The 13,443-nt window shown below is 53.5% G+C and carries 10 protein-coding genes and 4 tRNA genes; 10 read left to right on the top strand and 4 right to left on the bottom strand.

The genetic code is table 11. The annotated features are described in order from the left end of the window. The first annotated feature begins 58 nt into the window (after window positions 1–58). On the top strand, window positions 59–784 hold the full coding sequence (gene aat / locus FGL10_RS08435) for a leucyl/phenylalanyl-tRNA--protein transferase (protein ID WP_003709332.1): 726 nt from the start codon (window positions 59–61) through the stop codon (window positions 782–784). Window positions 785–927: 143 nt separating this feature from the next. Here aat and gap read toward each other — a convergent pair whose 3' ends face one another. Together gap and FGL10_RS08425 are read right to left on the bottom strand one after the other, a co-directional pair. Beyond that, the gene (gap, locus tag FGL10_RS08430; protein ID WP_003709330.1) at window positions 928–1,959 is read right to left on the bottom strand and encodes a type I glyceraldehyde-3-phosphate dehydrogenase; all 1,032 of its coding nucleotides are present in this window, start codon (window positions 1,957–1,959) and stop codon (window positions 928–930) included. A gap of 155 nt (window positions 1,960–2,114) precedes the next feature. Further along, window positions 2,115–2,954, bottom strand: a complete 840-nt coding sequence (locus tag FGL10_RS08425) for an RnfABCDGE type electron transport complex subunit B (RefSeq protein WP_036469796.1) — start codon at window positions 2,952–2,954, stop codon at window positions 2,115–2,117. A 144-nt stretch (window positions 2,955–3,098) separates the two neighbouring features. On the opposite strand from FGL10_RS08425, the gene FGL10_RS08420 reads away from it, so the two are divergent. The 9 genes from FGL10_RS08420 to FGL10_RS08375 all read left to right on the top strand — a co-directional run bounded on the left by FGL10_RS08420 (window position 3,099) and on the right by FGL10_RS08375 (window position 9,295). After that, window positions 3,099–5,075 carry a monovalent cation:proton antiporter family protein gene (locus tag FGL10_RS08420; RefSeq protein WP_003709323.1) on the top strand — a complete coding sequence of 659 codons (1,977 nt, stop codon included), beginning with the start codon at window positions 3,099–3,101 and terminating at the stop codon, window positions 5,073–5,075. Between the two features lie 69 nt (window positions 5,076–5,144). Beyond that, window positions 5,145–5,220, top strand: a tRNA-Val gene (locus FGL10_RS08415). A gap of 32 nt (window positions 5,221–5,252) precedes the next feature. Continuing rightward, window positions 5,253–5,329, top strand: a tRNA-Asp gene (locus FGL10_RS08410). Between the two features lie 39 nt (window positions 5,330–5,368). After that, window positions 5,369–5,444 (top strand) — tRNA-Val (locus tag FGL10_RS08405). A 32-nt stretch (window positions 5,445–5,476) separates the two neighbouring features. Beyond that, a tRNA-Asp gene (locus tag FGL10_RS08400) sits at window positions 5,477–5,553 on the top strand. 636 nt (window positions 5,554–6,189) lie between these two features. Next, a complete protein-coding gene (locus FGL10_RS08390) occupies window positions 6,190–6,882 on the top strand; it encodes a type-2 restriction enzyme NlaIII (RefSeq protein ID WP_003709319.1) in 693 nt (230 codons plus the stop codon). Beyond that, on the top strand, window positions 6,879–7,883 hold the full coding sequence (locus FGL10_RS08385; protein WP_003709316.1) for a DNA adenine methylase: 1,005 nt from the start codon (window positions 6,879–6,881) through the stop codon (window positions 7,881–7,883). The genes FGL10_RS08390 and FGL10_RS08385 overlap by 4 nt, the downstream gene beginning before the upstream one ends. Before the next feature lie 71 nt (window positions 7,884–7,954). Next, window positions 7,955–8,353 carry a type II restriction endonuclease gene (locus FGL10_RS08380; RefSeq protein ID WP_003709313.1) on the top strand — a complete coding sequence of 133 codons (399 nt, stop codon included), beginning with the start codon at window positions 7,955–7,957 and terminating at the stop codon, window positions 8,351–8,353. Then, on the top strand, window positions 8,354–9,295 hold the full coding sequence (locus FGL10_RS08375) for a DNA cytosine methyltransferase (RefSeq protein ID WP_003709312.1): 942 nt from the start codon (window positions 8,354–8,356) through the stop codon (window positions 9,293–9,295). 79 nt (window positions 9,296–9,374) lie between these two features. Here the strand turns inward: FGL10_RS08375 and FGL10_RS08370 are convergent, their stop codons facing one another. After that, complete coding sequence (locus tag FGL10_RS08370) at window positions 9,375–10,760, bottom strand: L-serine ammonia-lyase (protein WP_003709309.1); 1,386 nt, start codon at window positions 10,758–10,760, stop codon at window positions 9,375–9,377. A 95-nt stretch (window positions 10,761–10,855) separates the two neighbouring features. Beyond that, on the bottom strand, window positions 10,856–13,246 hold the full coding sequence (gyrB, locus tag FGL10_RS08365; protein WP_003709307.1) for a DNA topoisomerase (ATP-hydrolyzing) subunit B: 2,391 nt from the start codon (window positions 13,244–13,246) through the stop codon (window positions 10,856–10,858). Window positions 13,247–13,443 lie beyond the last annotated feature (197 nt).

The raw sequence follows: 13,443 nt of genomic DNA, 5'->3' as shown, positions 1-13,443 counted from the left end.
GTTTTTTCAGACGGCATTCGTCATTTCGAATGCCGTCTGTGTTTTATGGAGGACTGATATGGGTATTCCGTTGCTTGCGCCCGGAGATTATGCGTTCCCCAATCCTGCCCATGCATTGTCGGAGTACGAAGGGCTGGTCGGCGTGAGCAGGGATTTGGACTCGGGGCGGCTGCTTGAGGCGTATCGGAACGGTGTGTTTCCGTGGTTTTCTCGGGACGGTTGGTTTTTTTGGTATGCGGTCGGGCCCCGTGCGGTGATTGTTCCCGAACGTCTGCACGTTCCGCGCTCGCTGGCGAAAACGCTGCGCAACGGCAGCTATCGGGTTGCGGTTAACGGCTGTTTTGCGGAAGTGGTCGCGCATTGTGCGGCAGCGGTGCGCCCGAATCAGGATGGGACTTGGATTGCGCCTGAGTTTCAGACGGCATACCTTAAGCTGCATGAAATGGGATACGCGCATTCGTTCGAGTGCCATTATCCCGATGAAAGCGGTGAAACGAGGTTGGCGGGCGGGTTTTACGGCGTTCAGATCGGCAGGGTGTTTTATGGCGAATCGATGTTCGCATTACAATCGGATGCGTCGAAAATCGCTTTTGCCTGCGCCGTGCCGTTTTTGGCGGATTTGGGCGTGGAACTGATAGACTGCCAGCAGGATACGGAACATATGCGCCGTTTCGGATCGGAATTGCTGCCGTTTGCGGATTTTGCCGAACGTCTGCGGATGTTGAACGCCGTGCCGTTGAAAGAGGAAATCGGGCGGCGCGAAGTGGCGTGCAAGGGGCTTTGATGGCGGCTTATGCTTCGGTCCGGTTCAAATATGGCGGATTAAAATTGGAAATGGCGACAGCCGGGCAAAATCACTGCCAAAAATGAAAAATGCCGTCTGAAACTTGAAAACATCAGGTTTCAGACGGCATTTCGTTTGACGGTTTATTTGAGCGGGCGCACTTCCAAACCGAACATACGGCGTGCGGTGTTCAGCATTTGGCAGCTGAAGCCCCATTCGTTGTCGTACCACGCGAACACTTTGACCATATTGCCGCCGGTTACTTTGGTCAGCGTCGCGTCAAAGGTGCTTGCCTGCGCGGTATGGTTGAAATCCATAGAGACCAGCGGCAGGGTGTTGCAGCCCAATACGCCTTTCAGACGGCCTTCTTCGGAGGCGGCCTTCATCAGCGCGTTGATTTCTTCAACCGTCGTGTCGCGGGCGGCTTGGAAGCTCAAATCCACCAGGGATACGTTGACGGTCGGCACGCGGATGGCAAGCCCGTCGAGCCTGCCTTTCAATTCGGGCAAGACCAAACCGACGGCTTTTGCCGCGCCGGTTTTGGTCGGAATCATATTTTCCACGCCGCTGCGGGCGCGGCGCAAATCTTTGTGGCGCACGTCGGTAACGGTCTGGTCGTTGGTCAGCGCGTGGATGGTGGTCATTGCGCCTTTGACGATGCCGATGTTTTCGTTCAGCACTTTGGCGACGGGGGCGAGGCAGTTGGTGGTGCAGGAAGCGTTGGAAACGACGGTCATATCGCCGGTAATCACGTCGTCGTTTACGCCGTACACGACGGTTGCGTCAACGTCGGCATCGGCGGGTGCGGAAATCAGCACTTTTTTCGCGCCGCTTTCGAGGTGAACCTTGGCTTTTTCTTTGCCGGCAAACGCGCCGGTGCATTCCATCACCAAATCTACGCCGAGTTCTTTCCACGGCAGTTCGGCAGGGTTGCGGGTGGAGAAGAAGGGAATTTTGTCACCGTTGACGATGAGGCAGTTGCCGTCGTGGGATACGTCGGCTTCAAAGCGGCCGTGCACGGTGTCGAATTTGGTCAGATGGGCGTTGGTTTCAAGGCTGCCGCTGGCGTTGACGGCGACGATTTGGAGTTGGTCTTGGATTTTATAGTCGTAGATGGCGCGCAAAACCTGGCGGCCGATGCGTCCGTAGCCGTTGATGGCGACTTTGATGCCCATAGTTTGTTCCTTTTTGCGGGGTTGGGTAGGTTTCGGGGCGGGATTATAGCAAATATGTAGTGCCGCGTAATTAATATTTTATCGAAAACGGCGGGCGCGGGCGGGGAAACCGGCAAAATGCCGTCTGAAGCGGCTTCAGACGGCATAGCGGGGCATTATGGCGCGGTGTTTTGTGCAGCTTCCTGTTTGGCTTTGTATTGTTTGAGGTATTCGAGGGCGGCGGCTTTTTCGCTGTCGCTGCCGTATTTCATATCGCGTTGGGCGCGGCGCAACTCGGCACGTTCGCGTGCTTCGGCAATTTGTTTCGCCTGATAGTCTTTCCGGTTGTCGGCGGCAACGAGCCGGTCTTGCCGGGTTTGCGCTTTTGCCATGGCTTTGGCGATGAGGTCGGCAGGGTTAAACGCCGGTTTTGTCGGTGTGTCGGGCGTTTGCGGACGCGCGTTGCGGACGGCGGCTTCGCGTTCGGCAAGCATGGCTTTGCGTTCGTCGGCTTCGCGCTGTTTGCGTTCGTTGCGTTTGAGGTAGCGCGCGCGCGCGTGTTCGGCGGCGGCAAAACGGCTGTCGGCGGACAGGCTGAAGCGGCGCGCGCGCGGCAGGAAGGCATCGGAAACGGGCTGCATATGGATGCAGTCGACGGGGCAGGGGGCGACGCAGAGTCCGCAGCCGGTACATTCGTCGGCGATGACGGTGTGCATGAATTTGCCCGCGCCCATAATGGCATCGGCAGGGCAGGCGCGGATGCAGGCGGTGCAGCCGATACAGGCGGTTTCGTCTATCCGGGCGAGTGCTTTGGCTTGGGTTTTGGCAGGTGCGGCAAGGGATCTGCCGAGCAGGGCGGCAAGGTCGCGGACGACGGCTTCCCCGCCCGGGGCGCAGAGGTTGTGCGCCTCGCCCCGCAGCATCGCGCGGGCGTAGGGCAGGCAGCCTTCGTATCCGCATTCGCGGCATTGGGTTTGGGGGAGGAGTCGGTCTAAATCGGCGGCGGTGGCGGTCATTGTGCGGCGGTTTGGGTCAAAAGGGCGTATTTTATCAGAATTGTATGCCGCGCCTGTTTCGGATGATGCGCGGGGTTTTGTTATAATGCGGCGGCGCGTGCCGTTTCAGACGGCATTTTTCTGTTTTTCCTGTTCGGACGGTCTATGAACGAATTTTCGCTTGCCCCTGTCGTCATTGTTTTGCTGGTGTCGGTTATTGCGGTGGTTTTGTGCCGCAAGTTTAACATTCCTTCTATGTTGGGCTACCTGCTGGTCGGCTTTTTGGCGGGTCCGGGTATGTTCAGCCTGATTCCGAAAAGCCACGCGACGGATTATCTGGGCGAAATCGGGATTGTGTTCCTGATGTTCAGTATAGGCTTGGAGTTTTCGCTGCCCAAGCTGAGGGCGATGAGGCGGCTGGTGTTCGGGCTGGGCGGTTTGCAGGTCGGCATTACGATGCTGTCGGTGATGGGCATCCTGATGCTGACGGGCGTGCCGTTTACTTGGGCGTTTGCCGTATCGGGCGCGTTGGCGATGTCGTCCACGGCGATTGTGAGCCGGATTTTGTCGGAAAAGGCGGAATTGGGGCAGGCGCACGGACAAATGGCGATGGGCGTGCTGCTGATGCAGGACATCGCGGTCGTGCCGCTGATGATTCTGATTCCGGCATTGGCGGGCGGCGGGGACGGAAATATTTGGGCGGCCTTGGGTTTGGCATTTGTAAAAATGCTGCTGACGTTGGGGCTGCTGTTTTTTGTCGGCAGCAAAATCATGTCGCGATGGTTCAGGATGGTGGCCAAACGCAAATCGTCCGAACTGTTTATGATCAACGTGCTGCTGGTAACGCTGGGCGTGTCCTACCTGACGGCATTGGAAGGGCTGTCGATGGCGTTGGGCGCGTTTGTGGCGGGGATGCTGCTTTCGGAAACAGAATACCGTTTCCAAGTCGAAGACGACATCCGCCCGTTCCGTGATATTTTACTGGGCTTTTTCTTTATCACGGTCGGCATGAAAATGGATATCGGCGTGCTGTCGGGCAATTGGCGGCTGGTGCTGATGCTGTTGGCGGTTTTGCTGGTATTGAAGGCGGTCATCGTCTTCGCCGTTTCGTTCAAAATGAAACATTCGGCGGGCGACAGCATCAAGGCCGCCCTGTATCTGGCGCAGGGCGGCGAGTTCGGCTTCGTGATGCTGGCCATTGCCGGACAGCTTGATATGGTTTCGCCCGAACTGGAACAGGCGGCGACGGCGGCGGTGCTGCTGTCGATGATTGCCGCCCCGCTGATGATGGGCGGCGGGGACGCGCTGGTCGGACGCTTCATCAAGTCGAACTGGGATATGAAGTCGCTCGATCTGCACAGTATGCTGGTGGAAGCGATGAGCAAGTCCGATCATGTGCTGATTATCGGTTTCGGCAGGGGCGGGCAGACGGTCGGGCGCGTCCTCGCCCAAGAAAACATCCCGTATTTCGCACTCGATTTGGACATCGCGCGCGTGCAGGTTGCCAAAAATGCCGGCGAGCCGGTGTCGTTCGGCGATGCGAAAAGGCGCGAAGTATTGGAGGCGGCCGGCTTGGGGCGCGCGAAAATGGTGGTGCTGACGCTGAATAATATGCACGAAGCCCGGCACGTCTTGCACAACGTCCTGTCTATGTACCCCGATATGCCCGTATATGTGCGCGCCACCGACGACGATTACATGAAAACCTTTGCCGATATGGGCGCGGAAGAAGCCGTGTCGGACACCAAAGAAACCGGACTCGTACTGGCAGGCTATGCGATGTTGGGCAACGGCGCGTCGTACCGGCACGTCTATCAGACGATGGCAAATATCCGGCACAGCCGTTATGCCGCGTTGGAAGGATTGTTCGTCGGCAGCGACGACAGTACCGGATTCGGCGAAACCGGTGAAACCGTCCGCCACGCCTTTCCTTTGGCGGCAGAAGCATACGCCGTCGGCAAAACAGTCGGCACGCTTCCGATGGCGGCTTACGGCATCAAACTCTTGTTCGTCCGCCGCCGCACCGGCCGGATTGAAAACCCGGATGACTCGTTTACATTGGAAGGCGGTGACGTGTTGGTGGTCGCAGGCAAAAAAGAAGAAATTATCTCTTTTGAAAACTGGAGCTTGCAGGGAATATAAATGAAATGCCGAAATAAGGCTTGCGCCATTTCCGGTTATTTGGTTTAATAACGCTTTCGCAAAATTCACGGGTGATTAGCTCAGTTGGTAGAGCGTCTGCCTTACAAGCAGAATGTCGGCGGTTCGACTCCGTCATCACCCACCAAGTTTCCTTTCATTGTTGCAAACAATGGATGCGCGGTGGTAGCTCAGTTGGTTAGAGTACCGGCCTGTCACGCCGGGGGTCGCGGGTTCGAGCCCCGTCCGCCGCGCCAAGTTTCAAAATACTGACTCTGTCGGTATTTTTTATGTTCGGGTGATTAGCTCAGTTGGTAGAGCGTCTGCCTTACAAGCAGAATGTCGGCGGTTCGACTCCGTCATCACCCACCAAGTTTCCTTTCATTGTTGCAAACAATGGATGCGCGGTGGTAGCTCAGTTGGTTAGAGTACCGGCCTGTCACGCCGGGGGTCGCGGGTTCGAGCCCCGTCCGCCGCGCCAAAAGTTAAAAAATACCAACCTCCGGTTGGTATTTTTTTTGTTTGTACGCTTTAAAAAATGTTTGTTTCCGGATTTTTCCATTCCCATCCGGTTTTGCGCTGTACAAGGTGTTTTAGCGCGGGCTTTGGCGTATGTTGCAAAATGTTCCGATATTGCATCGTTTGCCATATTGCCGGAGGATAACGGCGGTGTGCCTTGCATTGGCGTATGGCAATTGCGGAATCTATGGGCGTGTCATCCGAACGGGAACGGTTTTCGGCGTACGGTACGATGGAATTGTAATCCATAAACTGCCTGTCCCCGCCGCGCCGGCATTCGTTCAGACGGCATCGGCCCAATAAAAATCCCCCTTTCCGGATGTCTGGCGGAAGGGCTTTCCAAGCTGTAAAACTGCCCAAAGCCATAAAATTACACAATAAAACGCCCGTAAACCGGGCAGCCGGTTCGCAGAAAGCCAAAAATAAAGCCGGATCCGAGGAGGGTAAAACAGGATGTTCCGCACCGGACGACCGCCTTTATGGCAAAATCCGAAGGCTGTATTGTAACCATCGGGCGATTTGGGCGGTTTGTCCCGGATTCCGACGATACGGTGCGTCCAATAGTGGTGACTATATTTTTTAAAAAAGCGTTTTGAGTATGAAAATCACAAAAACAGAACTATTTTTAAGATTAGCCAAACCAAATGAACAAGGTATTTCCCGTTGGGTTAAGACAAGTGAATTTGCCGGGGAATATAAAGATTTGAAATTAGGTAATGGGGGAAGCTGGTGTCGGAAAGATTCTCCATTAGCGAGAGATTATATTGTTGAATTCGATAAGGGCCTTACTTCCGGCAATTCTATAGATGCAATCCGCCTTAATGGCTTTAATCAAGAAAAGCATTTTAAACAATATATCCGAAAAGATATCAAAGACGCGCTTAAAACAAGAAATTGTGTGATGTTGGGGGTTAATGGAAAATCTGAAAATACCAAGATTGAAATCGATCATAAAGACGGTAGGAAAAACAATCATCGTGTCAGTGACATTAAAACGCAAAAATTAGAAGATTTCCAACCGCTTTGCAAAGCAGCCAATGATGTCAAACGCCAAATCTGCAAAACCTGTAAAGAGACGAACAAGCGGTGGAGCGCTAAAAATATTTCGGGCAATCCCTATGCGTTTTATATGGGCGATGAAAATTATTCCGAAGAATTAGGCTGTGTCGGATGTTATCAATACGATCCCGTCGAATATCGAAAGTCCAGTGTTAAGAGAATTGCTGCCGAAGCGGCCAAATATACATCGGACTACATTTTTAAGAAATTATATGAAGAAGATAACGGATGAATTATATCGGCTCCAAACTAAAACTTTCTAACTGGCTGGAAACTGAAATAAGCAATGTGGCCGGCCATTCGCTGTCTGATAAAGTATTTTGTGATTTATTTGCAGGGACGGGGATTGTCGGAAGAAAATTTAAAACAAATGTAAAGCAGGTGATTGCGAACGATATGGAATATTACAGTTATGTTTTAAATAGAAATTATATCGGCAATTGCCAAAGTATTCTTAAAGCGGGCGAACTTCTGCAAAGGTTGGAACAGTTGCCGCCCAGGGAAGGGTTGATTTATCAACATTATTGTTTGGGTTCGGGCTCGGAACGCCAATATTTCAGTGATGAGAACGGTAAAAAAATAGATGCTGTCCGGATTCAAATCGAAGAGTGGAAAAATACGCGCTACATTGATGAAGATACTTATTATTTCTTACTGGCAACTTTGCTGGAGGGTGCGGATAAAGTGGCAAATACGGCATCTGTTTACGGGGCTTTTTTGAAAAATCTAAAAAAGTCGGCATTGAAACCATTGTCGCTCGAACCTGCTTTGTTTGAGATTGGCAGTGACGGACACCAAGTTTATCAAGCGGATGCGAATCAGTTAATAAAAAATATTTCAGGCGATATTTTATACTTAGATCCGCCGTATAACGCCCGCCAATATGGTGCGAATTATCATCTGTTGAACAGTATCGCGCTTTATGATGATTTTACGCCCAAAGGGAAAACGGGCTTAAGGGAATATAGCCGCTCGAAATATTGCTCAAAATCGGATGTGGTTCCGGTATTTGAGGCTTTGATTAGGGATGCGGACTTTCAATATATTTTTCTCAGCTACAACAACGAAGGCTTGATGTCTGTCGGGCAGGTAAGGGAGATTTTTGAGCGTTTCGGCAAATATGATTTGGTTCAAACGGAATACCGGCGGTTTAAGGCAGATAAAACAGAAAACCGTAACCATAAGGCAAATTCGACATTCGAATATCTGCATATTTTAGAAAAGACCTTTTAAAAATTCTTGCCGGATGCTGCAAACAACGCCGGTTTGCATCTGAAGGCATTGTTTATTTTCTGTACGAATACTTGGGTTATCCGTTTGATTCGCAATCTCAGGTCGGCAAAGAAGTATTTGCCAAATTGGGCTTGGGAAAATTGGTCGATTCCATTTTACCCGGCATTGATGCCTTCAACGAACGCCGCGACAAAACCGTTATCGGCACAATGAAAACTACACTGCGCGAGCGCCGGCGGGAGGTTGTAGAAGAAGTCAGCCGCTCCAATGTTCCCAATATCTACCTGCTGACGGTGGATGACGATATTTCCGAAAACAAAGTGATTCAAATGAATAACCACAACATCGTGTTGGTTGTCCCGCAAAACATTAAAAAGCAGCCGCACTTAAAAGATAAACGCAGCGTTATTGATTTTGAAAGCTATTTTTTGGAAGAAATTCCAAACGTTATGAAGTATTGGAAAAAGTAAATGTTTAAAATTATCGACTTGTTTGCGGGCATCGGCGGCATACGCTTAGGCTTCGAGCAGGCTTTTGATGATGTGCGGTGCGTATTTTCGTCGGAAATAGACAAATACGCCGTTCAAACTTATCAAGCCAACCACGGCGGCGAAACCGTCTGTGGCGACATCACGCAGACAGATGTTGCCGATATTCCCGACCACGACATTTTATTGGCAGGCTTCCCCTGCCAGCCCTTTTCCCAAGCTGGTCTGAAGAAAGGTTTTGCCGATACGCGCGGTACGCTGTTTTTCGACATCGAGCGCATCCTGCTGGCCAAAAAACCTCAGGCGTTTTTACTGGAAAACGTCAAACAGTTGAAAGGACACGACAAGGGAAGAACCCTGCAAGTGATTTTGGCACACCTTCAACAGGCCGGTTATAAAGTTTATACGGAAGTATTGAAAGCGCGCGATTTCGGCATACCGCAAAACCGGGAACGGATTTATTTGGTCGGATTCCTCAACCACGATGTGGATTTCCGTTTTCCCCAACCTATCGGGCAGGCAACAGCGGTCGGTGATATTTTGGAAGCATATCCGGACGAAAAATACACCATTTCAGACAAACTTTGGCAGGGATACCAACGCAGGAAGGCTGAAAATCGTGCGGCAGGGAAAGGTTTCGGTTACGGTCTGTTTAATGCCGAATCAGCTTATACCAATACTATTTCCGCACGTTATTACAAAGACGGCAGTGAAATCCTGATCGAACAGCCGGGCAAAAACCCGCGCAAAATCACGCCTCGCGAAGCCGCCCGTTTACAGGGTTTTCCCGACAGTTTCCAAATTCCGGTGTCGGACGCGCAGGCTTACCGCCAATTCGGCAATTCCGTATGTGTTCCCGTTATTCGTGCAATTGCCGAACAGATGAAGGCGGCATTGTCCGCCGTATCTGACCGGAAAGTATAGGGGCGGTAAGGGGATACGGCCGCATCCTTGCCGATGCCGTCTGAAGGTTTTCAGACGGCATTTCCGTTTCTGTCCATCCTCAGCACTCGACCACGCGCACGGATACGGGGACGGCTTTTTTCCGGAGCGTGGCGGCGAGTCCGGCAAGCGAGGTTTCTTTGTAGGTCGCCTTCATATCCCGGCCGGTCTGCAGCATGGTTCGGATGACTTCGTCGAGCGAGACTTTTTTGTCCGTGCCGTCTTCCAAGAGCGCGAGCGTGCCGAGTTTGAGGGCTTTTTCGGCGGCGATGCCGTTGCGTTCGATACAGGGGATTTGCACCAGCCCGCCGACGGGGTCGCAAGTCAGCCCCAAATGGTGTTCCATCGCCATTTCAGCGGCGTTTTCCACTTGTTTGGGCGTGCCGCCAATGACTTCGGCGTATGCGCCCGCCGCCATCGAACAGGCTACGCCGACTTCGCCCTGACAGCCGACATCCGCACCGGAAATGGAGGCGTTGGTTTTGTAGAGGATGCCGATTGCGCCGGCGGTGAGCAGGAAGTTTTCGACGCGCTCCTGTGTGGCGTGGGGGTTGAACTTGCGGAAATAGTGCAATACGGCGGGAATGATGCCTGCCGCCCCGTTGGTTGGCGCGGTAACGACGCGGCCGCCGGCGGCGTTTTCTTCGTTGACCGCCATGGCGTACACCATCGGCCAGAGCTGGGTGTTGACGATTTCGGTTTCGCGCAGGACTTTGAGCTTGGCGGCAAGATGCGGGGCGCGGCGGCGGACGTTCAATCCGCCGGGCAGTTCGCCGTCCGCACCCAAGCCGCGTTTGATGCAGCCTTCCATAACCTCGGCAACGCCGGCGACGCGGCGGCGGATTTCGGCTTCGCCGCATCCGGCAAGCGCGGCTTCGTTTGCCAACACGACTTCGGAGATGTCGAGCCGGTTCAGACGGCATTGAGCAAGCAGCTCGGCGCAACTGGTATAGGGATAGGGAACGGCTTTTTCTGTTTCCGACTGCCGGTCAAAATCTTCTTCGGTAACGACAAACCCGCCGCCGACCGAATAATAAACCTGCTCCTTCAAGACTGCCCCGTCTGAAGCATAGGCGGTGAAACGCAGGCCGTTGGGGTGTTTGGGCAGCACTTGATTGCCGCGTATGTTCAGGTCGCGGTCGGGGATGAAGCGGATTTCTTGTCCGTTGAGGCGGAGGATGTGCCGCGTGCGGATGCGCTCGAGGCGGTCGGGAATGTCTGCAAGCGGAATATCGTGCGGCAGACTGCCTTCCAAACCGAGCATCAGCGCGTCAAACGTACCGTGTCCGTATCCGGTCAGGGCAAGCGAGCCGTAAATGTCGATGGCGATGCGGGCGGTTTGCGCGTCTAAGTCTGCGGCAAAGGCGGCGGCTGCCTTCATCGGGCCGACCGTATGCGAACTGGAAGGGCCGATGCCGATTTTGAAAATATCGAAAATGCTGATCATATTTTGCTCCGACGGTTTTTCAGACGGCACAGGTTCCGTTTGACCAACCAAAAAGGAGACGCGGCACGATGCCCGTCTCCTTTTTTCATTTTGACTTATGCGTCGATATTTTGGGCAATCAGCGCATTGTTCTCGATAAAGGCGCGGCGCGGCTCGACCTCGTCGCCCATCAGCGTAACGAACACTTCGTCGGCGGCAATGGCATCTTCGACGTGCACTTTCAACAGGCGGCGCACGGACGGATCCATCGTGGTTTCCCAAAGCTGTTCGGGGTTCATTTCGCCCAAACCTTTATACCGCTGGATGCCCATACCTTTTTGCACGTTTTGCAACAGGATGTCCAACGCTTCTTCAAAGCTGCCGACAGGATATTCGGTTTCGCCCTTAAACAGGGTCGAACCGGCGGCAACCAAACCTTTCAGCACGGCGGCCGTCTGAACAATGGTCTGATAGGCTTTGCTGTTGAGGAATTTGGATTCGAGGTAGCTGGTCATCACATTGCCGTGCAGCTTGCGCGTGATTTTGATGAAGCGGTTGCCTTCGTGTCCTTCCACGCGTTCCAACACCACTTCTTTTTCGTCCAACAAGGCGGAAAGATCGGCAATGGCGCGGTCTGTGCTTTCTGCCGAAGACAAATCGACCGGTTCGGCATACAGCATCGCCTTGAGCACCAAGTCATCGATGATGCGGCTTTCCTGTCCGATAACGGTTTTTGCCAGCAGGAACTGCTTGGCGGCATCTTCCAAATCTTTCCCCTCCAGCACTTTGCCGTCTGAAACGATTTTGGCTTTTTCCAAGGCGAGTCCGAGCAGCCATTGGTCTTTTTCCAACTCGTCCTTGAGGTAACGTTCCTGTTTGCCGTATTTCGCTTTATACAAAGGCGGCTGGGCGATATAGATGTAGCCGCGCTCGACCAGTTCGGGCATTTGGCGGTAGAAGAAGGTTAAAAGCAGGGTGCGGATGTGCGCGCCGTCCACGTCGGCATCGGTCATAATGATGATGCGGTGGTAACGCAGCTTCTCGGCATTGAATTCTTCCTTGCCGATACCTGCACCCAACGCAGTAATCAAAGCGGCGACTTCCTGACTGGCGAGCATTTTTTCAAAGCGCGCCTTTTCAACGTTCAAAATCTTGCCCTTAAGCGGCAAAATCGCTTGGAATTTGCGGTCGCGCCCCTGCATGGCGGAACCGCCTGCGGAATCGCCCTCGACCAGATAAAGTTCTGACAAGGCAGGATCTTTTTCTTGGCAGTCGGCGAGTTTTCCGGGGAGCCCCAAGCCGTCCATCACGCCTTTGCGGCGGGTGATTTCTCGAGCTTTGCGGGCGGCTTCGCGCGCGCGCGCGGCATCGACGATTTTGCCGGTGATGATTTTGGCTTCGGTCGGGTTTTCTTCGAGGAAGTCGGTCAAGGCTTGGCTGATGACTTCGTTGACGACGGGGCCGATTTCGCCGGAAACCAGTTTGTCTTTGGTTTGGGATGAGAATTTTGGGTCGGGCAGTTTGACGGACAACACGCAGGTCAAACCTTCGCGCATATCGTCGCCGGCGGTTTCCACTTTGGCTTTTTTGGCGACTTCGTTGGCTTCGATGTAGCTGTTGATGGTGCGCGTCATCACTTGGCGCAGCGCGGTCAGGTGCGTACCGCCGTCGCGCTGGGGGATGTTGTTGGTGAAACACTGCACACTTTCCTGATAGCTGTCGTTCCACTGCATCGCGCATTCGACGCTCATTCCGTCTTTTTCGCCGAATGCGTAGAAGATTTTTTCGTGCAAGGGCGTTTTTTTGCGGTTCATGTATTGCACGAAACCCGCCACGCCGCCGGAAAGGGCGAAACTTTCGTGTTTGCCGTCGCGTTCGTCGGTCAATTCGATGTCCACGCCGTTGTTGAGGAAGGAAAGTTCGCGGATGCGTTTGGCGAGGATGTCGAAACTGTATTCGATATTGCCGAAGGTTTCCGTGCCGGCGAGGAAGCGTACGGTCGTGCCTCTCTTGTCGGAATCGCCGACCACTTTCAACGGCTCTTCGGTTTCGCCGCGCACGAAGCGGACGAAGTGTTCTTTGCCGTCGCGGTAGATGGTCAGCGTAACCCAGTCGGACAGCGCGTTGACGACGGACACGCCCACGCCGTGCAGGCCGCCGGAGATTTTGTAGCTGTTGTTGTCGAACTTGCCGCCTGCGTGCAATACGGTCATGATGACTTCGGCGGCGGAGCGTCCTTCTTTCGGGTGGATGCCGGTGGGCATACCGCGCCCGTTGTCGGCGACGCTGACGGAATGGTCGGCGTGGATGGTAACGGTGATTTTGTCGCAATGTCCGGCGAGTGCTTCGTCGATGGCGTTGTCCAATACTTCAAACACCATATGGTGCAGGCCGCTGCCGTCCTGCGTGTCGCCGATGTACATGCCGGGGCGTTTGCGTACCGCTTCCAAGCCTTCGAGCACCTGGATGCTGTCGGCGCCGTATTCTTCGTGTTTTTGTTCAGTCATATTTTTTGCCGGATTTTGAAAAGATTTTGCGATGCCGCCAAAACAGTCCGCACCTTGTGGAAAAAGCGGGCGGGACGGCGTATATAATTGTGTATTATAGCCGATTTTGCCGCCTAATTCAGCGTTATCCGCATCCGGATGCCGTCTGAAAGGGCGGGCGGAGCATTGGCGGCCGGTACGGGCGCGGGATTTGCCCG

Origin of the sequence: Neisseria lactamica (assembly GCF_901482445.1) — a bacterium.
Lineage (GTDB): Bacteria > Pseudomonadota > Gammaproteobacteria > Burkholderiales > Neisseriaceae > Neisseria > Neisseria lactamica.
This window is presented reverse-complemented; position numbering and strand designations above follow the sequence as displayed.

What these genes read in the sequence shown, in the direction of transcription:
- aat (WP_003709332.1), top strand. Translation starts at nt 59, where the DNA reads ATGGGTATTCCGTTGCTTGCGCCCGGAGATTATGCGTTCCCCAATCCT.
- gap (WP_003709330.1), bottom strand. Translation starts at nt 1,959, where the DNA reads ATGGGCATCAAAGTCGCCATCAACGGCTACGGACGCATCGGCCGCCAG.
- FGL10_RS08425 (WP_036469796.1), bottom strand. Translation starts at nt 2,954, where the DNA reads ATGACCGCCACCGCCGCCGATTTAGACCGACTCCTCCCCCAAACCCAA.
- FGL10_RS08420 (WP_003709323.1), top strand. Translation starts at nt 3,099, where the DNA reads ATGAACGAATTTTCGCTTGCCCCTGTCGTCATTGTTTTGCTGGTGTCG.
- FGL10_RS08390 (WP_003709319.1), top strand. Translation starts at nt 6,190, where the DNA reads ATGAAAATCACAAAAACAGAACTATTTTTAAGATTAGCCAAACCAAAT.
- FGL10_RS08385 (WP_003709316.1), top strand. Translation starts at nt 6,879, where the DNA reads ATGAATTATATCGGCTCCAAACTAAAACTTTCTAACTGGCTGGAAACT.
- FGL10_RS08375 (WP_003709312.1), top strand. Translation starts at nt 8,354, where the DNA reads ATGTTTAAAATTATCGACTTGTTTGCGGGCATCGGCGGCATACGCTTA.
- FGL10_RS08370 (WP_003709309.1), bottom strand. Translation starts at nt 10,760, where the DNA reads ATGATCAGCATTTTCGATATTTTCAAAATCGGCATCGGCCCTTCCAGT.
- gyrB (WP_003709307.1), bottom strand. Translation starts at nt 13,246, where the DNA reads ATGACTGAACAAAAACACGAAGAATACGGCGCCGACAGCATCCAGGTG.